Below are 21,524 nucleotides of genomic sequence, written 5' to 3' on the forward strand. Positions count from 1 at the left end.
TGCCGGGGGAGGGCTTGCTGTGACCGACGTCTGGTGGGCCCGCGACTCGGGCGAAGACGCGCGTCTCGTTCCCGGCCCCGGGCCGTCCGGGGTGGAGCCGGAACTCGTCGACGCCACGCGGGAAGCGGTGCGGGCCGCCGTGCGCGATCGCATTGCCGGCTACACCCCGGACTGGACCAACCCCGACCGGCAGGACGCCGGCGTCGCGCTCGTGCGGCTCTTCGGCACCCAGGCCGAGCCCGTGCTCACCCGGGTCAACCGGCTGCCGGAGAAGATGCTCGCCGAGCACCTGAACACCGCCGGCGTGCGCCGCCGCCCGGCGACCGCGGCCGCCGCGCTGCTGGAGTTCACCGTCACCCCGCCGGACGGCTCATCGGTCCTCGTGCCCGCGGGCTTCCAGGCCGCCGCGTCCGGCGCCGACGGCGACATCGTCTTCGAGACCGACCAGGACCTCTACGCCACCCCCGCCACCCTCGCCGTGCTCGCGGTGCAGCGGGGCGGCGCGCTCGAACCGGTCCCGCTCGGCCCCAGCGGCCCCGGCCGCCCGTTCCCGCCGTTCGGCTCCGAACCGCAGCCCGGCAACGCCCTCTGGCTGGGCCTCGCCGGCACCGCGAGCCCGTTCCCGGCGCTGTCGCTGGGTTTCGTGATCGCGGCCGCGCCGCCGGCGCCCGCGGCCGCCGGCGGGCTCACCCCGCTGCCCGTCGCACCCCAGCCGCTGCTGCGCTGGGACGTGCTGGACGGCGGCCGGTTCGTCCCCGCCGAAGTCGTCCGGGACGAGACCCGGGGGCTGCGCGCCGGCGGCACGATCGAGCTGCGGCTGCCGCGCACCTGGGCCCCCGGGCAGCCGCCGACCGCGCGGCCCGGCCCGGCGCTGCGCTGGCTGCGGCTGCAGGTCACCGACGGCCTCGTCACGGTCGCGCCGCCGCTCGTGTCGGGCCTGCGGCTGAACACGGTGGCCGCCACCGCCGCCCGCACGATCTTCGCCGAGCCCCTGGAACCGATCCAGGACCCGGCGACGCCGTCGCAGCGCCGGCAGCTGCGGCTGAGCCAGGTCCCGATCCTCGCCGGCACCGTCGTGATCGAGGTCGACGACGACCCGGGCACCGACCTTTTCGGTACCGTCGAAGAGAACGCGTCGCGGTGGCGGGAAGTACCGAGCCTCGCCGCGTACGGGCCGGACGACCGCGTGTTCGTCGTCGACTACGACACCGGGATCGTCACCTTCGGCGACGGCGTCAACGGCGCGCCCGTGCCGCCGGGCTTCCGCAACGTCCGGGCCGTGCGGTACCGCGTCGGCGGCGGTGCGGCGGGTGCGGTGGCGGCAGGTGCCGTCAACGGCGTCATCACCGCGCGGCCGTTCGTGACCGGCGTGACCAACCCCTTCCCGGCGACCGGCGGCGCCGACGCCGAACCGGACGCGGACGTCGTCCGGCGCGGGGTGGGGGAGCTGCGCTCCCGCGGCCGCGCCGTCGCCCCCGCGGACTACGGCCTGCTCGCCCTGCGCGCGCCCGGCGCCGCGATCGCCCGCGCGCACGGCGTGCCCGGCCTGCACCCGGACTTCGCCGGCACGCCCATCCCCGGGGTCGTCGGTGTCCTCGTGGTGCCGCCGATCGACCCGGGCGCCACCGAGCCGCCCGTGCCGGCCGCCGAAACCCTGCGCGCGGTGGCCGGCTACCTCACCCGCGAGGTCGCGCCCGCCGGCATCACGGTCGTCACCGGCCCGGTCGCGTTCCACCGGCTCGCCGTCGAGGCCCGGATCGTGCTCGACGCGGACCAGGACCGGGCCGCCGTCCTCGCGCGGGCCGCCGACGCGGTGACCACGTACCTCGACCCGCTGCGCGGCGGGGAGGACGGCGGCGGCTGGCCGTTCGGCGGCGCCGTGCGGCACACCCCGCTCGTGCGCCGGCTGCTGTCCGTGGACGGCGTCCGGGCGGTGTCCGGGCTGTCGCTCACGGCCGACGGGCTGCGGCTGCCGCCGTGCGCCGACCACGCGATCCCGCCGGACGACCTGGTGTGGCCGGAGCGCCCGCTGCTGATCCCGGTGGAGGAGTCCCCATGACCTGTACCCCGGCCACCGTCACGTTCCGGCTCCTCGACGACGTCGTCGGGTGGGACCAGGACGCGGTGGCGAACGTCGTCGGGTTCGAGGACGCGACCGGCGTCCGGCTCGCCTACGCCGGCTCGTCGCCGGACGGCCCGACGCGGACGCAGCTGCTGCCGTGGTTCCCCGACCCGCGGCTGGCGCCCGGCTGCGGCCCGTGCGGCTGGTACTTGCTCTCCGGCGAGCGGTTGCTGCGCCGCGACACCTGCGCCGGCGGCTGGCTGCCCGTCTGGGCTCCCTACTGCGACCCCCGGCTGCTCCACGCGCCGACGGCGGTGGCCGCGCGCGGGCACCGCATCGCCGTCGTCGACTCGGGCCGGGTCTTCGTGTGGCGCAACGAAGGCGACCACCTGACCGCGGTGATCCGGCTGCGGCACGCCACTGTCGTCGCGCTCGCGCAGGACGAGCAGGTGCTCGTGGCCTGCGCCGGTAGCAACCTGCTTCGGCGGTACGGCCCTGACGGGCGGCTGTGCGAGGTCATCCGGACCCACGTCCGCGGCGAGATCATCGGGATCCGCACCGGACCGGGCCGCACGATCTGGCTGCTCACCGAGGAAGGCGACCGCTTCCACGTCTACCGCGACGGCAAAGAGTCCACTATGGACGAACTGGCCGCCGCGCTGCCGCCCAGCTCGCTCATCAGCGCGGACGACAACGGCTTCTGCCTGCGGGAGAAGAGGCCCGACGGCGACGTCACCACCTGCTACGACTGGGACGGCGAGCCGCGTGACGAACCGGCGCCGGCGTCGGGGGTGTTCGCGACCGAGGGCAAGTTCAGCACCCACCGGATCGACAGCGGGATCTCGCGCTGCCGCTGGCACCGGGTGCGGGTCGAGGCCGACGTGCCGGCGGGCACGGCGGTGTCCGTGGCGGTCGTCGTGTCTGAGGACGGCAAGTTCGCCGCGAGCGACTGGCAGACCGCGCCCGCCGGCGTCACCGACTTCCTCGTCGACCAGCCCCCGGGTCGCTACCTCACGGCCCGGGTGGGGCTGTCCGGCGACTCATCGGCGACGCCGGCGCTGCACCGGATCCGGCTCGACTTCCCGCGTTCCACCAGCGCGGACCTGCTGCCCGCCGCGTTCCGGCAGGACCCGGCGGCGGACGACTTCACCGAGCGGTTCCTGTCGCTGTTCGACGCCACCACGGCCGACATCGACCGGGTCATCGAACGCTACCCGGCGCTGCTCGACCCGGCGGGCGTGCCGGACGGCGCGCTGCCGTGGCTGGCCGGGTTGCTCGGCCTGACGTTCGAGGCGGGCTGGGACGCGGAAACGCGCCGGAAGCTGATCAAGGCAGCGCCCGCGCTGTACCGGCGGCGCGGCACTCCCTGTGCCCTGAAGGAAGCGATCGAGATCGTCTTCGGCGTCACGCCGGTGGTCGACGAGCTGGCCGGCGACCGCCACTGGGCGCAGGTGCGCGCGACCGCGGCGCCGCCGTCGGCCCGCGGCCTCGGCTCGGTGCGGCTGTTCGGCCGCTCGTCGGCGCGGCTGCGGCTCGGCACCTCGACGCTGGGCGGGGCGCCGCTGCGGGCGTTCGGCGACCCGGACACCGACCCCCTCACCGAGCACGCCCACCGGTTCCGGGTCCTGCTGCCGGCCGGCGCGGCCGACGAGGACGCGGTGCGGCGCCTGGTCGTCCGGCAGGCGCCCGCGCACACGCGGGGTTCGGTGCGCGTCGGCGGGACGGGGTTCGTGGTCGGCACGCGGTCGACGGTCGGGGTGGACACCGCGTTCGTCCCGCTGCCGCCGCCGGTGGTCGGCGGGGCGCGCTTGAACCACGACGGAGTACTGAGACCCGGGCCACGGGGTGCCCGCCACGGCGTGGGCGTCGGCGTGGTGTCCGCGGTCGGGGTCCACACGCGAGTGTCTTGAGAGGACAGAAGAGAGATGACCGAGGCAACGACACAGGAACAGCCCTTCCGCCGGCTGCGGTACTTCCACGGGCAGCTGCTCACCGCCCGCGACTTCCAGCGCGAGCAGGAGTACTTCCGCGAGAAGCTGAAGCTGCGGATGCGCTGCCTGCTCGGCTACGGCGTGGTGTGCGGGCTGCTCGTCGAGCCCGCAGCGCCGGCCGATGACAAGGAAAAGCACGAACACCAGGCCCGGGTGCGCATCACCGCCGGGCTCGGCGTCGACTGCGAAGGCAACGAGGTGGTGGTGCCCGGCGGCTGCGCGATCGACCTGTGGGAGGCCCTGCACGAGGACGAGCGCACCGGCGGCACGACGGTGTGGGTCGGTGTCGAGTACACCGAACGCGCGGTCGAGCCGACCCGGACCGTGTTCAACTCCGCCTGCGCGGATACCTCCGACTGCGAATTCGGCTACACCGAAGAGAGCTACTGCGTCCGGGTCACCACCAAGACGCCGCCGAAGGACGAGCGCTGCGAGACCTGCTGCACCCCGTGCGAGCACAAGATCCTGTGGGTGGCGCGGATCGACGACGTCGACTTCGGCCGGCCCGTTCGCGAAGACCAGCTCCACCCGAACGTCCGCCGGTTCTTCGGCCGGCACGTGCCGACCGTGATCACCGGGATCAACTGGCGCCACGGCCACACCTACACGGTCGACGAAGCCAAGGAGCTGCTCGGCACGCACAAGGACGCGGGCGGGCTGGTCGTCGAGTTCTCCGACGACGTCCGCGTCGACAGCCTGCGCCGCGGGGTGGTGGACATCCAGGTGATCGAAGGCGGCGCCGGCCGCAACGCCGACACCTGGTACATGGGCGGGAAGTTCGAGGAGCCGACCGAGAAGGACGGCGAGTTCACCCGGCACTTCCGCTACCGGCAGACGACCCGCGAGACGCTGCAGGACGGCGACCGCGTGCTGGTGACGGTCCGCGCGGCGTTCCTGCTCGACCGCTGCTGCCGCCCGGTCGACGGCACCAACGTCGGCGGCCGCGTCCCGTTCACCGGCGCGGCGACGGCCGACGCCGAGACCGAGACCGGCCACGGCCACGACCCGGAGCCCGAGCCCGACCCGACGGGCTGCTTGGTGCCGCCGTCGGGCATCGGGCCGTGGACGTCGGGCACCGGCGCGGGCGGCGACGTCTTCGAGAGCTGGTTCTTCATCACCGAGGAGCGTTCATGAGCAAGCCTGATTGCGGCTGCGGGTGCGGCGGGACGTCGGCCTTCCCGGCCGCGTTCGTCCGGCCGCGGTTCTTCGCGGGCCAGCTGCTCACCGAGGACGACCTGTCCCTGCTGACCGGCTACGTCGCCGGGAAGGACCGGCTGCACAACCGGATGCTGTCCGGTCCGGGTGTCGTGTGCGGCCTGGAGGTGTCCTGCGACTCGTGCGCGGGCGGGACGGTCCTCGTGCACCCGGGGCACGCCCTGGACTGCTGCGGCAACGACATCGTGCTGTCCTGCAAGGAGAAGGTCGACGTGCAAGCGCTCGTGCGCGAGCTGCGGGTGTCCTCGCCGGGGGCCGACTGCGGCGACCCGTGCGACGACGGCTCGCGCCACTACGGGCTGTACGTCCGGTACGAGGAGAGCATGGCCGACCCGGTGACGCCGTTCGCCACCGAGGAGCCGTGCCCGACGCCGGGGTGCGTCCCGTCGCGCGTCCAGGAGGGCTTCCGGTTCGTCGTCAAGTGCGACACCGCCGACGACCACCGCTACAACCCCGGCACGCGGCTGCTGGAGCGGATCGGCCCGCTGGCCAAGTACGAGGCCGTGCGCCTGCGCGCCCAGCGGCTCGGGTTCTACCTGGACGCGATGTCGCTCGCCGGGGCCGCGTCGACCCGGACGATCGAGCTCGCGCCGGCCGACCGGACCCGGTACGAGGACTCGCTCAAGTGGCTGCAGGACAACGCCGAAGTGCCGCTGACACCGCCGGTCGTCGCCGAGATGACCGAGCGCGTCCGCGCCGTGGCCGGCACGCTCGCCCGGTACGACACCTACGACGCCGAGGGGCAGCCGGGGCTGGGGCTCGGCGACGTCGGCGCCGCCCGGCAGGTCCTCGGGGCGGCGTGCGACCGGCTGGGCGGCCTCGACGCGGAGAAGATGTGGCCCGAGCCGGTGCACCGCTCGATCGCCGTCGCGGTCGTGGCGGAAGCCCGGGCCCGGGTCGTCGAGCCGGCGCACGACGCGCCGCTCGAGGTCCGCCTGCTGGCGCAGGGCACGCCGATCAGCAACGTCCTGCAGGCCGAGTTCCGGTCCGACCTGGTCCAGCTCCGGGAATGGCTGCTGGGCCGCCTCGACCGGGTGCCCGGCGTCGCGGACTGCACGCTGCGGGACCAGGTGCGGCAGGTGGCGGTGCCGCAGCCGCTGCCCACCCCCGACCCGGACCCCGCGCAGCGCCTGACGATGACCGACCTGGACCAGCTCGTCGACGCCGCCGGCAAGCTCACCCGGCACTTGCAGCGGTTCGTCACCGACGCCGCCTGCTCGACGCTGAACCCGCCGTGCGTCGACTGCTCCGACAACGACGTGCTGCTCGCGCACCTGGAGCTGGACGGCTGCGACGTCGTGCGCGTCTGCTCGGCGACGCGGGAGCAGGTGCTGCCGGGCGGCTCCGCGTACGGCGAGTGGCTGCCGAAGCTCTACCGGCTGCGCGAGCTGGCCGAGCGCGTGTGCTGCCAGCCGCCGCCGGTGTACCGGAAACCGACACCACCGGCGGAGGGCCTGGTGCCCGCGGCCTACGTGGCCGGCCTGCTGGCCCGCTGGCCCCGCGACACCGACCTCGACCGGATGTGGAGCCTGCTGGTCCGGCCCGCGCCGGGCGAGACGCCGCCGAAGCCGATCCACGAGCAGGTGTACACGGTGCCGGACGAGGTGACCGACAGCCTGCAGGAGATGAACGCGCTGCGGGGGCAGGTGAGCGACCTGATCGCGACCGTCGAGGCGCTGCGCGGACAGCTGGATTCCGCGCGGGAACAGGTTTCGCAGGTGCGGGACGAGCTGCCGGACCGGCTGTCCGACCGGCTCTCGGAGCTGGAGAACGCGCCGGAAGCGGAAGCCGCTCCGGAGGAGGACGAGGAGAAGCCGAAGCCGCCGCCCCGGCGGACCCGGTCGACGTCGAGCCGCGGCAGTGGCTCGGCGCGCAAGCCGCGGTCGGGTGAGTCGTCGTGACCGGTCCACTGCGCCCGGAGTTCCGCGAGGGTCAGGTCCTCGCCGCCGCGGACCTCGCGGCGACCGTCGGGTACGCCCGCGCGGCGGCGGCCCGGCACGCCCGCCTGGCGCACGACTGGGGCATCGCCGACGGGCTCGCCCTGACGACGGAGAACCGGACCGACCCGGCGACGGGCGCCCGGTACGTCGAGGTGAGCGTGCAGGCCGGCCTGGCGGTCGACGGGACCGGCCGCGAGATCGTGGTGCCGGCGCCGGTCGTGCTGTCGGAGGCGGACTTCGCGGCCGTCAACGGCGCCGACCGGCCGACGACCGAGCCGTACCCGGTGTTCCTGACCGCCGCCGACCGGGCCCAGCCGGCCACCGGCCCCGCGTCCTGCGCCGGCTCGTCCGGGCCGACGCGCGTGGAGGAGTCCTACCAGCTCCTCTTCCGGCGGCTGGGCGACGAACGGCTGGTGGCCGACCAGCAGCCGCCCGCGGTGAACGCGGCCCCGGCCGCCCCGCCGGCGCAGTGGCTGGTACTGCTGGGCTTCGTCCAGTGGACCACCGGGCACTTCACGGCGGTGTTCCCGGCGGCCCGGGGCGTCGGCCCGCGGTACGTCGGGGTGCGCGCGGACACCGTGTCGGCCCGGTCCGGCACCCTCACGCTGCGGACGCGGCCTGCCGCGCAGGAGGGGAAACCGGCGCTGGTGCTGTCCGGATCGGACGCCCCGACGCTGGTCTACGGGCTGTACAAGGGAACCGGCGCCGTCGACCCGCTGCTGACGGTGGAGCCCAACGGCAACCTCACCATCGCCGGGAGCTTCTCCGGCCGGATCTCCGCGGGCAGCGTGCTGGCGACGTCGGGCAGCGCGACCGACGGCGTGGTGCTGCCGCTGCCCTCCGGCGTGACGCCGGAGGAGGTCGCCGACGGCCGGGTGTCGCTGCACGTCCACGTGACCCCGCGGATCCCGCCGACGGCGACCGGGTCGGCGCTGACCAGCCCGGCCGAGGCCACTGTGGACGGTGCGCGGCGGGTGCGGTGCCGGATCCGGGTCTACGACCCCACGGCGTCCCCGGCGCAGGTCTTCGAACAGCCGGGCGTGGTCGACTTCCTGGTCCTGGCAACGGTCGCGGCGACGGGTGGTGGTGGCTGACCATGAGCCTCTTCGTGGTGTACGTGAAGAAGACCGGCCACGTCGTCGGCGCGGTCCGGGCGATCGGCGCCGCGTTGCCGACCGTGGCCGAGGTGGCCGGTGACGCGCTGCCGGTGCGCGTCTCGCTCCTCCCGGAGGAGGTCGCGACGCTCACCCTGGATGCCGGCGAGCTGGGTGTCCAGGAAGCCGACGACGAGCCGGGCGTGTTCCTCGACCCGCTCGCGTTCGGGGTCGAGCCGGTGCTCCCGGGCCAGCCGCCGAAACCCGCGCTCGTGCCGCTGGTGGAGTCGAGCAAGCCGCTGGTGTTCAAGGACAACGGCTTGCGCGTCGAGGTCGACAACCCGGTCGGTGCCGACACCGTCGTGCGGGTGTTCATTTCCGCCGGCCGGGCGACGACCGTGCTGCCCGGGCAGATCAACAAGGGCGACACGTCCACGACCCTCCCGACGGCCGTCGACGACGACCCGCACGGCGTGCTGGTCCTGGTCCCCGGCTGGGTGGGCCGGCTGGAGAAGGTCGGGAAGCCGTGAGCGCGCCCACCACCGGCGAGATCACCGTGCGGCAGTGCGTGGTGCACGTGGTCCGGCGGGGTGGGTGGAGCTGGGGGCCCGATCCCCGCGGCCTGGTGCAGCGGGTGCTGGACGCGCTGCCGGAGCTGCTGGCCGCGGAGTTCGACGAGTACCTGACCGGTGACGGGCCGGATCTGGAGATCACCGGGCCGGTGCGGCTGTCCGTCCGGTTGTCCGCGGGCGGGGGAGGCGGGCTGGTGCCGGCCGGTCTCGCCGTCGAACCCGTCTCGGACGGGGGTCCGCGGCCCGAACCGGTTGCGGTCTCGTCCACAGTGGACTCGGACCCTGAAGTGGGCGTCGCCGCGGAGGTCGCGGACCCGACGGCCGCCTCGTTGTTCGGTGAACTCGCCGTGCGGGGTGAACTCGGTGCGTTGCTCGCCTTGTTGCCCGAGGAGACCGTGCGGACGTACCTGGCGGCGCTGCTCGCCGCCCGTGGCGAACGTACTGGTTCGTTCGTCGCGGACGACATCGGCGGACCGATGGACGAACTGGTACGGGAACTGGCTCGCCGGTCGTCTCCGGCCACCCGTGCGGAACTCGACGGGCTGGCCTCGCGGGGAGCGACCGTCGGCGAAAGGCCGTCCGAAGGCGTCACCGTCTCGCCGCGGCCGGCGGGGGAGACGCGAGTCGGCTCGGTGCTGCCGTTCCTGCTGGCCGGGCCGCTGGCGCGGACCGGCTACCTGGACGCGATCGGCCCGGCTCTGTCCGGTGTGGACCTGGCCGCGGAGACCCCGCTGTTCGCCGCGGCCCTGGCGTACCAGGTGCTGGGCGCGCCCCAGCGGGGCTGGCGCCGGGACCCCGAAGACGACGTCGCGGCGGCCGCGTTCGCCGGTCTGGAGTCGGTGCCGGACCTGACCGCGTTCGCCCGCCGGGTGGCTCCCGCCCTGCCGGTGCTGGACGGCGTGCTTGCGCTGTCGCTGTGCCGCGGCCACGACTCCGCCGGCCCGCTGCTCGTCGCGGGCGTGGACGACGGCCTGCTGCTCCTCGACGGCCAGGGCCTGTTCCCGGTGGCGTGGGCGTCCACAGTGGACGGGCTGCTGCCGCACTGGGAAGCCTGCGGTCGGCCGCCGGTGCTGGTCCGGGCCGGACCGTGGCCGCCGACGTGCCTGCGCGACCTGGCCGCGGCGGGCGTCCGGTTCATCACCGACGCGCGCCCGCTGCGCGACGACCCGCTGACCCGCCTGCGGTGGCGCACTCCACTGTGGACGACCGGCGGCGTCGAACCCCGGCTGGCCGCGGACCTGTCCGCCGAACGCGTCGACGACCTGGTCCGCACGCTGTTCGTCGAGCACCGGGCCGTGCCGCTGGCGGCGGACCGCGCCCTCGACCGCAGCGTCGCGCTGGCGGCGTCCCTGGCACTGGGCATGATCGCCGGGCAGCTGTGGGGCGGCGACACCCCGGTGCCGGCCTTGACGAGGTTCGCCGACCTGGAGGCGTCCGTCCGGTTCACCCGTGACGCGGTGCGGGTGAAGATCCCGCTGGGCCGCCGCCACACGGACCTGTGGCAAGGAGGCGCCCTCGCCGACGTGCCCGACGTCGTCTGGCTCGGTGGCCGGACCCTGACCTTCTCCGGTGGCTGACGTGAGCGCAGTGGCGGTCGAGCACCTGCGGGTGCGCTGGGCGGAGCTGCACCAGGCGCTGCGGGTCGCCGTCGCGGCGCAGGCGCGCGCGGCCGCGGCGCTGACGCGTCCGGACCTGACGCCGTTCTGCGTGACCGACGAGCAGGTGGACGCGCTGCTGGACCGCGTCGACGCGTTCACCGAGGCGATGACCGAGCCGGCGTCGCCGGCCCGCGCGGACCCGGAGTCGGAGCAGCAGCTGCGGCGCCTGGCCGCGGCGCGCGGGGTGACGCTGCCGCTGGACGCGCTCGCGACCCGGTACGGCCTGTCGCGGGTCGAGCAGGACGCGCTGCTGCTGGTGGCCGCGCCGGAGCTGGACCCGGGCTACGAGCGCGTCTACGCGTACGTCGTCGACAACCTCAACCGGCGGGCGCCGTGCGTGGAGCTGCTGGTCACGGTGCTGGGGGAGACGCCGGCGGACCGGCTGGCCCTGCGCCGCGCGCTGGGCGCGGCGGGCCGGTTGCGCCGCTACGGCCTGCTGCGGGCGTACGGCGAGGCGGCCGCCGAGCCGGCCCGGGAACTGGCGCTCGGCGACGGCGTGTTCGAGTACCTGATGGGGTGGGGCGGCGACGTCGGCACCCTGGGCGAAGACCCCGGCGAAGTCGCCGCCGCGGCGGCCCCGGGCTACCTCGAGTCCGACCGGCTGACCCGGCTCGGCCAGGCCCTGCACGCGGGCGACGTCGACGTGGTCGGGTTGTGGGGGCTGACGGCCGACAGCCAGCCCGACGCGGCCCAGGCGCTGGCGGCCGCGGCCGGGCGTCCCCTGCGCCGGGTGGGCGCCGACGTGCTGCACGACCTGCGGACCGCCGCCGCGCTCGACGCGATCCTGTGGATCCCGACCGACGGCCGCGCGGCGCAGCCCGACGAGGCTCTGGTGCGCTCGGGCGTGCCGCTGTGCCTGACCGGCACGACCCCGTGGCGCCCGCCCCGGCTGCTGGCCGCCCGGACGTACGCGGAGCTGACGATCCCGGCGCCGGGCTTCCCGGAGCGTCGCGCGATGTGGTCGTCGGCGTTCCCGGTGCTGGATCCGGAGGTGCTGACGGACCTGGCGGCCCGCTACCGCATGACCGGCGGCGAGCTGCGCGCGGTGGCGTCGGTCGCCGACGCGGACGCGCGCCTGTCCGGCAACGGGCACCCGATCACCGACCACGTGGAGCCGGCGATCGCGACGGTGACGCGCGGCCGCAGGAGCGGCGCGGTCCAGTCGATCATCCCGCGCCGCGGATTGGCCGATCTCGTGCTGCCGGAGGCCCAGCTGAGCCAGATCGGGGAGATCGCGTCGGCGTTCCGCGCGTGGCCCCGCATCGCGGAGTCGTGGGGGTTCGCCCGCAAGTCGGCGACGGGCGGGGTGAAGGCGCTGTTCACCGGCGAGCCGGGCACGGGCAAGACGATGTCGGCGGAGGTCGTCACCGGGATGCTGGGGCTGGAGCTGCTGAAGGTGGACCTGGCGCAGGTGGTGTCGAAGTGGGTGGGGGAGACGGAGAAGAACATGGAGGAGGTGTTCCGCCAGGCGGAGGACAGCCACGCGGTGGTCCTGTTCGACGAGGCGGACGCGTTGTTCGGCAAGCGCGGCGAGGTCAAGCAGGGCACGGACCGGTACGCGAACCTGGAGGTCGGCTACCTGTTGCAGCGCTTGGAGGCGAGCGACGGGCTGATCATCTTGACGAGCAACCTGAAGGAGAACATCGACCCGGCGTTCACCCGCCGGTTCCACTTCGTGGTCCACTTCCCCCGGCCGTCCTTGGCGGAGCGCCGCCGTCTGTGGCAGCTGGCCTTCCCCCCGGAGGCACCGTTGTCCCCGGACGTCGACGTGGATGTATTGGCGCGCTTGGACATGACGGGAGCGGGCATAGCATCGGCAGCCCGAACGGCGGCGCTCGCCGCGGCCGACTCGTCGAGCGCGTCGATCTCGATGCGGCACGTGGTCCGCGGGGTGTCGCGCCAGTTCCAGCGCGAGGCGCGGCTGTTCCGCCCGGCGGAGCTGGGCCGGTATGCTGGGTTGCTGGCCGAGAACGGGAGTGCGTGATGCATGAGTTGATGCCCCCGCAGACGAAGCCCGCGGTGCCGGTGACCGCCCAGGAACTCCGGATGTCCGCCGCGTCCGATCGGGGTCACCAGAAGCTGGTGCTGGTGCCGGCGGTGATCGGCAACGCTCAGGCTGCTAAGACGGCTATGGATGGGTCGTCGAAGACGGTGCCGTCGCATTTGGCATCGACGTTCGCGGCTGGGCAGGATCGGGTGGGGAATGCGGCGATCGCGGGGGCGGCGGTGCGGGTGGTGCCGATGGCAGTACCGAAGAAGGACTCCTGCCCGGGCTGTTGAGCGTGGATCCTGCGCTCACTCGGCCAATCCGAGTTCGCGGAGACCTTGGAGGATCTCCAATAAGGACTGGAACTGTTTACTGCGCTGAGGAGCGATGGCGACCATCGAGTCGAACGGGCTCATCTCGAGCCGCCTGAAGAACAGGTCCGCTCCGTCGGGGACCGGCCGGTTCTGCAGTTCCGCCAAGCTGGCGCGGCGTAGGAGGAACTGTGTTTCGGGGTTTCGTCTGACCAGGTCGCCCGGTACGTAGTCGAGGCTTGCGTCCACGAACTCGGCCTCCGTGATGTCCAGCGCCCAGTCGACCGACTCGTACGCCTCGACCAACGCTCGATCGGCCTCCGGGCTGACCTCGTCCTCGCCTGGCCGTGGGACAGGTGGGCTGGCGATGACCGAGCCCGCCCTGCCCCTGATCGTGACATGGGACAGTACACAGCCCCTGAGATGCAGCAGGCCGCCTTTGGTCACAAGGTTGTCTATGGTGACGTCTTCGAAGCGGGTGCCGACGGCCAGGCAATTGTCGAGCGTGCACCGGGTCGCGTTGACACGGCGTACGACGAGGCTCGGGGTGAAGTCGGTTCGCTGGGCCAACCTCGAAGCGACGAAGGTGCACCGGTCGAGCTCGAAGTCTTCGATGACCTGCCCCGGATCGGTGGCGCGGACATCTTCGAAACGCTCGTCAACCAGTCTGGTGGGCACAACCCGTCCTCTCCGGTGATCACACGAACACGGCGTCGATGATACGGGCCGAGATGGAACGGTACGCGACGATCTGGGTCTCGCGGCTTATGTAGGCTCGTTGCAGGTGTTCCTTCGTGGACGTGGTGCTGGAACCGGTGACATCCACCGGTATGGACCGTTCGCCGTCCTTGATCAGGAAGTCCGGAACACTCGTCCCTGGCCGGCTTGCGCCGAGTTGTTTGATGTCAGGGTGGGAGACGGTGGCCGCCACGTACTTTTCCACCGCCATTCCGATGAACCGCGTGCGCAGATCCGGTCGTGCCCTGCCTGCCTTGATCATCTCGGGAGTCATCTGCTGCGCCAACCGGGAAGCGGGCAGCATGCCTGCCGCCGCGGTTACCCTCGCCAAGTCGGCGAAGGCCTTTTTCGCTTCTTCGCCGACGAGGTTTTGGTCGCCGACCAAGATCCGGTAGGTGCGGCCGGAGTCACGGGCGAACTCTCCGACTACGAGGTAAGCTGCACCCTCGAGCAGGTCCTTGCCGCGCCACTCCGGAGGCGAGGCGTGGTAGTCGGTGTATTTCGCGATCTTCTTGTCTTGGTTGACCTTCTTGGTCACGTCGGCGATGACGTCCTCGTACCGGCCGGCCTTGTCGTGTTGCCTGGCCACTGAGACGATTTCTGCGCGGATCTCTTTCTCGATCTTGACCTGCTCGCCCAGGTCGCCTTCGACGAGGTCCTTGACTCCGTAGTCGCTCCCGTACTGGATGATCTTGGCCTTGAGGTCCCGGAACGCCGCGGGGAAGCCCGGGTAGTCGAGGAGCTTCTTGGCCTGCTGGCCTTTCTGCTTCTCTGCCGCCTCGACGAGTTTCTCGACCTTCTTGGCGGCTCGGACGATTGCCTTGAGGTCGTTGACCTTCTCCTTTTCTTTCAGGTCCTTTCGTTTCCTTGCCTGGAGCCTCTTGATCGCCCGGTCGGCCTTGACGGAGACCTTCAGTCGAGCGCTCGCAATGTCGACACCTTCGCCGGGTGTCGCAATCAGGGTGTGGCCATCGCCGGTCATGGACAAGCTTTCCTGCTCCGGCTGGAGCTTGACGTCGGCGTCCTTCTTGTCGTCGCCGCCGGGCTTGCTCTTCTCTTTGTCTCCCGGCTTTTTCTTGCTGAACTTGTCCTTCAGCTTCTTGGCCAAAGCCTTGACCTTGGCCCAAACCTTCTTCGCCAACCCGACGATCTTGTCGACAACCCAGTCAATAGCCTTGTTAACGGGCCGAGCAAGCTTCTGGAAGATCTCCTTGACCTTCCCGGCGATCCCACCGATCCCCAGCAACGCCGCCAAAGCCCCGATCAACACCGGAATAGACCGAGCCAACGCCTTCTCCACCAACGCAGGCACCCCGCCAGACCCACCCTTGGCGATCGCGATCACCGCATCCAGCACCGTATTGACGAACTCGATGATCTGCCGACCATTCGTCACGATGAACCGGATGATGTCGATGATCATCTTGCAAGCCCGGATGAACGCCGACGCGGGATTGAACAGGGAAATGATCCACGTGATGCCGGCCATGATGATCGTCGGGAGCAGGTACGACACCAGATTGTCGATCAGATTCTTCTTCAGGTCCCCGACGCGCGTCTTGAGGTCGTCCCACAGTGCCGCGATCCCGCGCTTGCGGACCTCCAGCACCAAAGGCAGCGCGTGCTCGCCGACCTCGATGGCCGTCATTGCCTCCTTCGGCAGCTTGCGTGCCAACCGAGCCCGCAGGTTCGCCCACGACAACCCGATCAAGCTCGCGATCAGCAGCAGGATGCCCATCACGTCGAAGCTCGTCGGCAGCGTGATCCCGGCCGTGGCCGCCGTGCCCAGGAGCCAGGACAACACTCCCTGCTGCAAGTGGCGGCCCGCGTTGTTCATGAACAGCTTGAGCCCGCCGCCGACCGCCGAAACCAGGTTGCCCAGGAAGCCGATCGGGTCGCGGAGGATTCCCATCACCGCCTGCGCCGCCTTCGCGAGCACTCCCAGCAGCAGGTCCTTCAGCTCGAGGATCGTCTTGATGACGCCCTTGACCGCGTCCAGGGCCTTGTCGACCAGCCCCTTGTTCTTCTCCTTCTCCGCGGCGATCTCGTCATCGACCGCCTTGACCGCGTCGGTGTACTTCGTCGCCAGGGTGTCGACCAGTTCGGTGCTCTTGTCGTCGACCGACTGGGTCAGCTCGTCGAACTTGTCGGCGAACCCGGCCGCCGCCTGCTTGCCCAGCGCCTGCAGGTCCTTCGGCAGCTTCTTGACCTCTGCCTGCAGCTCGTCGCGGCCCTTCGCGATGCGCTGCTTCGCGCGGGTCAGCTCGCGGCCGATCGTGTCCGCTACGGCCGAAATCACCCCGCGCATCCGCTTGACGTAGTTGTCGCGCGCCTCGACGAAGATCTGGTTCGCCTCGTCGGGCAGGCCGAACAGCTTGTCGTGCCCCCACTTGATCAGGCCCCAGGTGCCGCCGTAGCGCCGGGCCTTGTAGTCGTCCATCTTCCGCCGGTGTTCGGCGGTGAACGCGTCGCGCGCGTCCTTCTCGCCCTTCGTGAACTGGTCGTCGACGAGCTTGTCGAGGCCGGTCAGGATGCCTTCGACGTCGGTCTTCATCGTGTCGAAGACCTTCTGCAGAACGGCCGTGACCTGGGCGCGCTTGTCTTCGTCGCTGGTCTTCGTGGCCTTCTTGCCGCCGCCCACCTGCTGGCCGGTGCGCACGCGCCGGCCGGCGATCGCGCCCATCGCGGCTGTGCCCAAACCCTTGGCCTGCGCCGTGGTTTGCCGCAACTGCTGCGTTTCGTTCTTGCGCAGTTCCGGCGGGGTCGTCTCCGAATGCTTTTCCGCGGTCTTCTTGTCCTTCAGCGCCGCGCCGAACGCGGGTTCGTTCGACTTCTGCAGCTGCTGCTCGGTGACCTGGTTGCCGGCCATCTCCCGGTCGACGCCGGCCGGGCCCGCGGACATGTCGGTGGCCGACGGCGGCAGCTTGTCCGGCGCCGCCTTCGCCGGGTCCGGCGTGGCCGGGGTGCCGGGCGGGCGGTCGGGCGCCATGGGCACGACCTGCTTCGTCTCCGCCGCGGACGTGTCCGGCGGCGAGGCCGTGGTGTCGGCGATCTGCTCGGCGGAGTCCGTCTTGCCCTCGCCGACCTGGCCTTGCACCTCGGCCTTGACTTCGGCGGGCTTGCCCGAGTCCGAGAACTCGTCGGCTTCTTCGAGGTTCTTCGGCGCCTTCTCGGCGATGGCCTTCTCGACGGCCTTGACGAACGCGTCCTTGTCGAAGTCCTTCGGCTTGGCCTCGTTCATCTTCTCGGCGTTGGCCGTCTTGCCCTGCGCGACCTCGTCGTCCTTGGGCGGCACGGACGCGTCCTGCGCCGACGTCGCTTCCTGGCCCGCCGGGGGATGCGACCGCGCGACCGTGTGCTTCTTGTGCGCGACGTCCTTCTTCAGCGCCGCGAACTTCGGGTCCGTCGCCGGGCCCCGCGCCAGGCCCGCCGCCACCGCGCCGTTGCCGACCTTGTCCTGCGACTCCTTGCGCGACGGGTCGGTCGGCGGCTTCTTGTCACCCGCCCGCAGCGCCGCCAAGGCCGCGGCGTTGGACGGCGGCAGCGGCAGCGGGGGCGGCTTCGGCCGCGAAGGCCGGTCCTTCAGCGCCACCGGCGTAGTCGTTGCCGGCGCCGTCGTCACCGCGGGGAGCTTCGCTCGATCCCTCGGTGGCGGCGGTGGCATGGACCGGTTCTCCTCCCACGACGGGAACCCTCGGACAGCGTCGCAGCCGGCCGTCACCAGGACGTCGCGGGAACGTCAGCGCCGCGGGTGTTTGAGCTGCCGGAGAAGTGGGTAGGCGCTGGGGAAGGCGAGCGACCGGAGGTGAAGGTGACCGCTGACGGAGGCCGGGTCCGGCCCCAGGACCTGCTGCACGTGACGGTGCACCGACCCGACCGCGGGACCGAGGTGCTCGAAGTGGCCGGCGAAGTCGACCTGCTCAGCGTCGAGGTCCTGGACGACGCGCTGGTCGCGGCCGTCGCCCGCGAACCGGCGCTGCTCGTCATCGACCTGACCGGCGTGACCTTCCTCGCGTCCGTCGGCATGACGGTCCTGCTCAAGGCGCACCGCGACGCCGGCAGCGGCACCAAGCTGCGGGTCGTGGCGCCCGGGCGCAGCACCGTGGGCCGGGCCCTGGAGCTGACCGGCTTGACCGAGGCACTGGCGGTCGCCGGCACCCGCGCGGACGCGCTCTCCGGCTGACGCCCCGACCGCCTGCGAAGGGGACACCGGCCGCGCGGCTCGACTACGCCGGCCGTGTCCTCGGCAGCGGCCGGCCGCGGGACGACTTCACGCTCGGCGCGACGGACAGCTGGCTCACCGCGGTGAACCCGGCGCCGGGGACGAGTGTGCGCCCTGGCAGACGGGGTGGGCCTCGTCAGCGCCGGTCGTGCGGGTATTCCGGTGCGCGGTGCTGGAAGGCGAGGATCGCGGGGTTGCGGATCGTGCCGTCCTGGATCTCCACGGCGCGCCGGACGGTTTCGTCGTCGTCCCAGGTGGACTGTCCGGAGAGGACCGCCGGCAAAAGCGGCAGCAGGGCTTCGCTGATCTCCCAGGTCGCCGAGTTCCAGAGGTAGGAGGGGCTGTGGTCGACGGCGTAGTAGGTGACGCCGTCGCCGATCGGGAAAGTCGGCCGGGCGAACGTCGTGGGCCGGGCCCAGCTGAAGCCCATGCCTTCGTCGCAGGAGACGTCGATGACGAGGCTGCCGGGGCGGAAGGCGGCGAGGTCGTCCTCGATGAGGAACGTCAGTGGTGCCGCGGTGTCCTGCAGCACGCAGTTGACGACGATGTCGTGCTCCGCCAGGAACCCGGCCAGCGGTACCCGGCCGTTGCCGGTGATCGCGTGGCTGCGCCGGAGGTCTCCCGGGTTGTTCGCGTCGTGGTCGATGTGGACCATCGTCGCGGAGTGGATCGGCGAGCCGACCGCGCTGAGACCGCGCGCGGTGAGGACGTCGACGTCGTGGATCCCGTGGGCGTTCAGCGCGGTCACCGAACCGCGCGCCGTCGCCCCGAAGCCGATCACCACGGCCCGCAGCCGGCGGCCGTAGTCGCCGGTCGACCCGATCAGCTGCAGCGCGTGCAGCACCGAGCAGTAGCCGGCCAGCTCGTTGTTCTTGTGGAAGACGTGCAGGCCGAACGAGCCGTCGCGGCGCCAGTGGTTCATCGCCTCGAAGGCGATCACGGTCAGCTTGCGGTCGATGGCCAGCTGGGTCAGCTCGACGTCCTGCACGCAGTGCGGCCAGCCCCACAGCACCTGGCCGGGCCGCAGCTCGGCGACGTCTTCGCGAAGCGGCTTGGCCAGCAACACGACGTCGCACTCGGCGATGAGCTGCTCGCGCGTGCGCAGGCCCGCGACGGTGGGCGCCAGCAGTTCGTCGGGCACGCCGAAGGGTTCGCCGTAGCCGTGTTCGAGGTAGAGGGATTTCCGGAGACGGGCGTCGATCCGGTCGAGGTGGTGCGGGTGGATCGGCAGCCGCCGTTCGTTCTCTTTCCGTGAACGCGCGATGACGCCGAGACTGAGCTGGTGCACGGTGGCCCCTTTGCTAGAACCCAGTCTTAACACACTCCGCGAGGGCGTCGTGTACGCTCGGTGGTGTCCGAGAGCATTTCGAGCGCGAGTGGTCGAACCTGCGCCGCCCTCGGCCCCAATCCGGCCGATTTCCACAGCCGGGGACGGGAGCACCGACATGTCGTCGGGCTCGAACACCCCACCACTTGCCACCGGACCACGCTTGCGGCTGAAGCCGGCGGGACCCGCCACGGGACACGTCGACGGCGCGTGGTGGCCCGAGACCCAGGACCTGTCCGCCGAGCTTCCCCCGCTGCTCACGGCGGTGGCGGCCCGGCTGGGACGGATCGACCGGGTCACCTACCACCTCGGTGAATGGCCGGGGGCGCCCCGCCGGATCTCCGTCGACGACCAGGTCGTGCGGCTCGAGGGATTCCGGTCCCAGGCCACCGGCACGCTGACGGTGATCGGCTGGGACCGCCGCTTGCTGACGCTCGTGGTCGTCCCGCCGGAGACCGGCTCCGAGACCGCGGAGCGCGTCCTCGCGAACGCCGCGAGCGAGGACAACACCGACGACAGCGCGCACCTGCTCGCCCCGCGGGGCGGCCGAGTGCCGCAGCCCACCTGAACCACGCCACCTCCGGTGGCGTCCACGAAAGGATCGCCCGATCACTGCTTCCACAATGGACAGTTCGCTGTTCAGCCACCCCATCGCCGAAGAGCTCCGGCCCGGCACGCTGACCACACCCCAGGACGTCCGGTACGGCGGCCTGTTCCGCCAGCCCGTGTACACCCCGTCGCCGTCTTCCGACGGTGCGCCCGGCCCGCAACGGCGGTCCGGCAAGGCGGCCCACGACCCGTCCGGCCGCCGCTGACACCGGTTTTCGCCGCACTCCCACACTCACGCACACCAACCGGTGAAGGAACGACCATGACCACGCAAGCGGCTTTTGTCTCCCGATACGACCTGCGGGTCAAAGCGGTGCGGGACGTGCTGAAGGAGGACACGAAGCTGTCCGACACGGCCTGCGAGGCGCTCGCGGTGCGGCTGCTCAAGACCCTGGACACCACCCCGGAACGCATGCGGTGACCAACCGCCGGTCGGGAGCGCCCGCGGTTCACCGGTAAACCGGTGGTTGCCGCCACCGTCCCGCGCCTATCGTTTCGCCGTCAGCCGAAAGGTGGAGGGGAAACGACATGCGGCTCGCCGGGGTGCGGTGGCGGGCGTCGGTCAGCACCGCGCGGCTGGACGGTGCCGGCTACCGCGTCGTCCGCCCGCGGCGGCCGATCCGGGACGCCGTCCTGGAGGAGCACCGGTTCGGGGCGGAGTTCGCGGTCGGCGAGGCCGCGGCCGTCGACTTCGCCGCCGCCTGGTGGCTGGCCGCGCGGTCGCCGCACAGCCTCGTCCACCTGCCGCTGCGCACGCCCACGCCGGAAGGCCGGCCGCTCGACCTGGTGCTCCTGCACCACCGCCTCGGGTTCCGCGTGGCGAACTGGAAGCGGTTGCGAGCCCGGCTGTCCCCGCCCGCCGCGACCACCGTCACACTGCCGCCGCGGCCGTTCCCCGTCTTCGAGCGTGCGGACCACGACCGGTTCTTCCACCAGGACTTCCGCGACCACCTGAGGTACGCCTTCGCCGCGGACACGCTGTTCCTCATCGGCAGCCGGCGCGCCTTCGAGCTCGCCGGCGAACAGGTCCGTTCCCTCGCCGAGGACGGCCCGGCCCAGCTCGACGCGGGTGTCCACTGGTGCGCGGAGATCGGGCTCGGCCCCTGGAAGCCGCACCACCGGCGGAACCCGGCCGCCCTGCTGCACGTCCACCTCCGCGAAGGCCGGTCCGTGACGCAGGACTGGACCACCCCTTAGATACCCCTGGGGTAGCTCCGGCGACCCGGCGGCCGGAGGTACGATCGGCCGATTCGCAGCTACTTCGAAAGGCCTGTCCGTTGACTGAATCACTAGCGCAGCGGGTGAAAACGATCCGCATCGTCAACGGCCTGCGCCACCCGCTCCTGGCCGTGGTGGCCCGGTGCTCGGCGGAGTTCCTGGTGCGCCCCGGCGGCGAGCTCGAAATCCGCGAGACCGCTCCGCGCGGCGGGTACGTCGAGCTCACCCTCGACAACGAGGAACAGACCGGCCTCCGGATCGACACGGGCGAGACCGCGAAGATGGAGGTCCTCCTGGACGGCGAGCCGCAGCAGCTGCCGTCCGTCGTCTTGGACGGTCCGCGCGAGGCGGCGTGGCCGGACCACGAGGCCGCGTTCGGCAGCCTGCACGTCTTCGACACCCGATCGGGGCCCCGGACGGTGCGGCTCGAGGAGAAGAACGGCACCACCACCCTGGTGGGCGCCCGCCGCGAGCCGATCCGGTTCGCCGGCGTCGGGGTGAACGACTGCCCGACCGAGCTGATCATCGAGGCGGACGGGCTGCGCATCCGCGGGTCCCACGGTTCCGCGCGCTAGCCCGG

At 72.1% G+C, this 21,524-nt stretch carries 18 protein-coding genes; 15 read left to right on the plus strand and 3 right to left on the minus strand.

Translation table 11 applies throughout. The features are described 5' to 3' along the window. Positions 1 to 19 precede the first annotated feature (19 nt). The 9 genes from ACIRSS_RS08090 to ACIRSS_RS08130 are packed head-to-tail and all read left to right on the plus strand — an operon-like array spanning position 20 to position 12,812. Entirely contained in the window at positions 20 to 2,059 is a 2,040-nt protein-coding gene (locus ACIRSS_RS08090) for a putative baseplate assembly protein (RefSeq protein ID WP_400892023.1), read from the plus strand. Beyond that, positions 2,056 to 3,972 (plus strand): phage tail protein I, encoded by a 1,917-nt coding sequence (locus tag ACIRSS_RS08095; RefSeq protein WP_400892025.1) that lies wholly within the window; start codon positions 2,056 to 2,058, stop codon positions 3,970 to 3,972. The genes ACIRSS_RS08090 and ACIRSS_RS08095 overlap by 4 nt, the downstream gene beginning before the upstream one ends. Positions 3,973 to 3,987: 15 nt before the next feature. Further along, positions 3,988 to 5,187, plus strand: a complete 1,200-nt coding sequence (locus tag ACIRSS_RS08100) for a hypothetical protein (RefSeq protein ID WP_400892028.1) — start codon at positions 3,988 to 3,990, stop codon at positions 5,185 to 5,187. Further along, positions 5,184 to 7,169: a hypothetical protein gene (locus ACIRSS_RS08105; protein WP_400892031.1), complete on the plus strand. Its 1,986-nt coding sequence runs from the start codon at positions 5,184 to 5,186 to the stop codon at positions 7,167 to 7,169. Before ACIRSS_RS08100 ends, ACIRSS_RS08105 begins: the two co-directional genes overlap by 4 nt. Continuing rightward, positions 7,166 to 8,302, plus strand: coding sequence for a hypothetical protein (locus ACIRSS_RS08110; RefSeq protein ID WP_400892034.1), 1,137 nt, complete (start codon positions 7,166 to 7,168; stop codon positions 8,300 to 8,302). Before ACIRSS_RS08105 ends, ACIRSS_RS08110 begins: the two co-directional genes overlap by 4 nt. Before the next feature lie 2 nt (positions 8,303 to 8,304). Further along, positions 8,305 to 8,832: a hypothetical protein gene (locus ACIRSS_RS08115; protein ID WP_400892037.1), complete on the plus strand. Its 528-nt coding sequence runs from the start codon at positions 8,305 to 8,307 to the stop codon at positions 8,830 to 8,832. Continuing rightward, positions 8,829 to 10,451: a hypothetical protein gene (locus ACIRSS_RS08120; protein ID WP_400892040.1), complete on the plus strand. Its 1,623-nt coding sequence runs from the start codon at positions 8,829 to 8,831 to the stop codon at positions 10,449 to 10,451. Before ACIRSS_RS08115 ends, ACIRSS_RS08120 begins: the two co-directional genes overlap by 4 nt. 1 nt (position 10,452) lies before the next feature. Next, complete coding sequence (locus tag ACIRSS_RS08125) at positions 10,453 to 12,516, plus strand: ATP-binding protein (protein WP_400892043.1); 2,064 nt, start codon at positions 10,453 to 10,455, stop codon at positions 12,514 to 12,516. Further along, complete coding sequence (locus ACIRSS_RS08130) at positions 12,516 to 12,812, plus strand: hypothetical protein (RefSeq protein WP_400892046.1); 297 nt, start codon at positions 12,516 to 12,518, stop codon at positions 12,810 to 12,812. Before ACIRSS_RS08125 ends, ACIRSS_RS08130 begins: the two co-directional genes overlap by 1 nt. Positions 12,813 to 12,827: 15 nt before the next feature. Here ACIRSS_RS08130 and ACIRSS_RS08135 read toward each other — a convergent pair whose 3' ends face one another. Further along, positions 12,828 to 13,508, minus strand: a complete 681-nt coding sequence (locus ACIRSS_RS08135) for a hypothetical protein (protein ID WP_400892049.1) — start codon at positions 13,506 to 13,508, stop codon at positions 12,828 to 12,830. 19 nt (positions 13,509 to 13,527) lie between these two features. Beyond that, complete coding sequence (locus ACIRSS_RS08140) at positions 13,528 to 17,190, minus strand: hypothetical protein (protein ID WP_400892051.1); 3,663 nt, start codon at positions 17,188 to 17,190, stop codon at positions 13,528 to 13,530. Positions 17,191 to 17,379: 189 nt separating this feature from the next. Here ACIRSS_RS08140 and ACIRSS_RS08145 point away from each other — a divergent pair, with 189 nt between their 5' ends. Further along, positions 17,380 to 17,751: an STAS domain-containing protein gene (locus tag ACIRSS_RS08145; protein WP_400892053.1), complete on the plus strand. Its 372-nt coding sequence runs from the start codon at positions 17,380 to 17,382 to the stop codon at positions 17,749 to 17,751. 175 nt (positions 17,752 to 17,926) lie between these two features. Here ACIRSS_RS08145 and ACIRSS_RS08150 read toward each other — a convergent pair whose 3' ends face one another. After that, positions 17,927 to 19,078 carry a N(5)-(carboxyethyl)ornithine synthase gene (locus ACIRSS_RS08150; protein ID WP_400892056.1) on the minus strand — a complete coding sequence of 384 codons (1,152 nt, stop codon included), beginning with the start codon at positions 19,076 to 19,078 and terminating at the stop codon, positions 17,927 to 17,929. Positions 19,079 to 19,235: 157 nt separating this feature from the next. On the opposite strand from ACIRSS_RS08150, the gene ACIRSS_RS08155 reads away from it, so the two are divergent. The 5 genes from ACIRSS_RS08155 to ACIRSS_RS08175 all read left to right on the plus strand — a co-directional run bounded on the left by ACIRSS_RS08155 (position 19,236) and on the right by ACIRSS_RS08175 (position 21,519). Further along, on the plus strand, positions 19,236 to 19,685 hold the full coding sequence (locus tag ACIRSS_RS08155; RefSeq protein WP_400892059.1) for a DUF5994 family protein: 450 nt from the start codon (positions 19,236 to 19,238) through the stop codon (positions 19,683 to 19,685). Positions 19,686 to 19,740: 55 nt separating this feature from the next. Beyond that, positions 19,741 to 19,932 carry a hypothetical protein gene (locus ACIRSS_RS08160; protein ID WP_400892062.1) on the plus strand — a complete coding sequence of 64 codons (192 nt, stop codon included), beginning with the start codon at positions 19,741 to 19,743 and terminating at the stop codon, positions 19,930 to 19,932. 56 nt (positions 19,933 to 19,988) lie between these two features. Beyond that, entirely contained in the window at positions 19,989 to 20,147 is a 159-nt protein-coding gene (locus tag ACIRSS_RS08165; protein WP_400892064.1) for a DUF6307 family protein, read from the plus strand. 107 nt (positions 20,148 to 20,254) lie between these two features. Next, entirely contained in the window at positions 20,255 to 20,923 is a 669-nt protein-coding gene (locus tag ACIRSS_RS08170; protein ID WP_400892067.1) for a hypothetical protein, read from the plus strand. Positions 20,924 to 21,003: 80 nt separating this feature from the next. Further along, positions 21,004 to 21,519: a hypothetical protein gene (locus ACIRSS_RS08175; RefSeq protein WP_400892070.1), complete on the plus strand. Its 516-nt coding sequence runs from the start codon at positions 21,004 to 21,006 to the stop codon at positions 21,517 to 21,519. The last annotated feature ends 5 nt before the right edge of the window (positions 21,520 to 21,524 follow it).

This window comes from Amycolatopsis sp. NPDC101161 (assembly GCF_044768185.1).
GTDB lineage: Bacteria > Actinomycetota > Actinomycetes > Mycobacteriales > Pseudonocardiaceae > Amycolatopsis.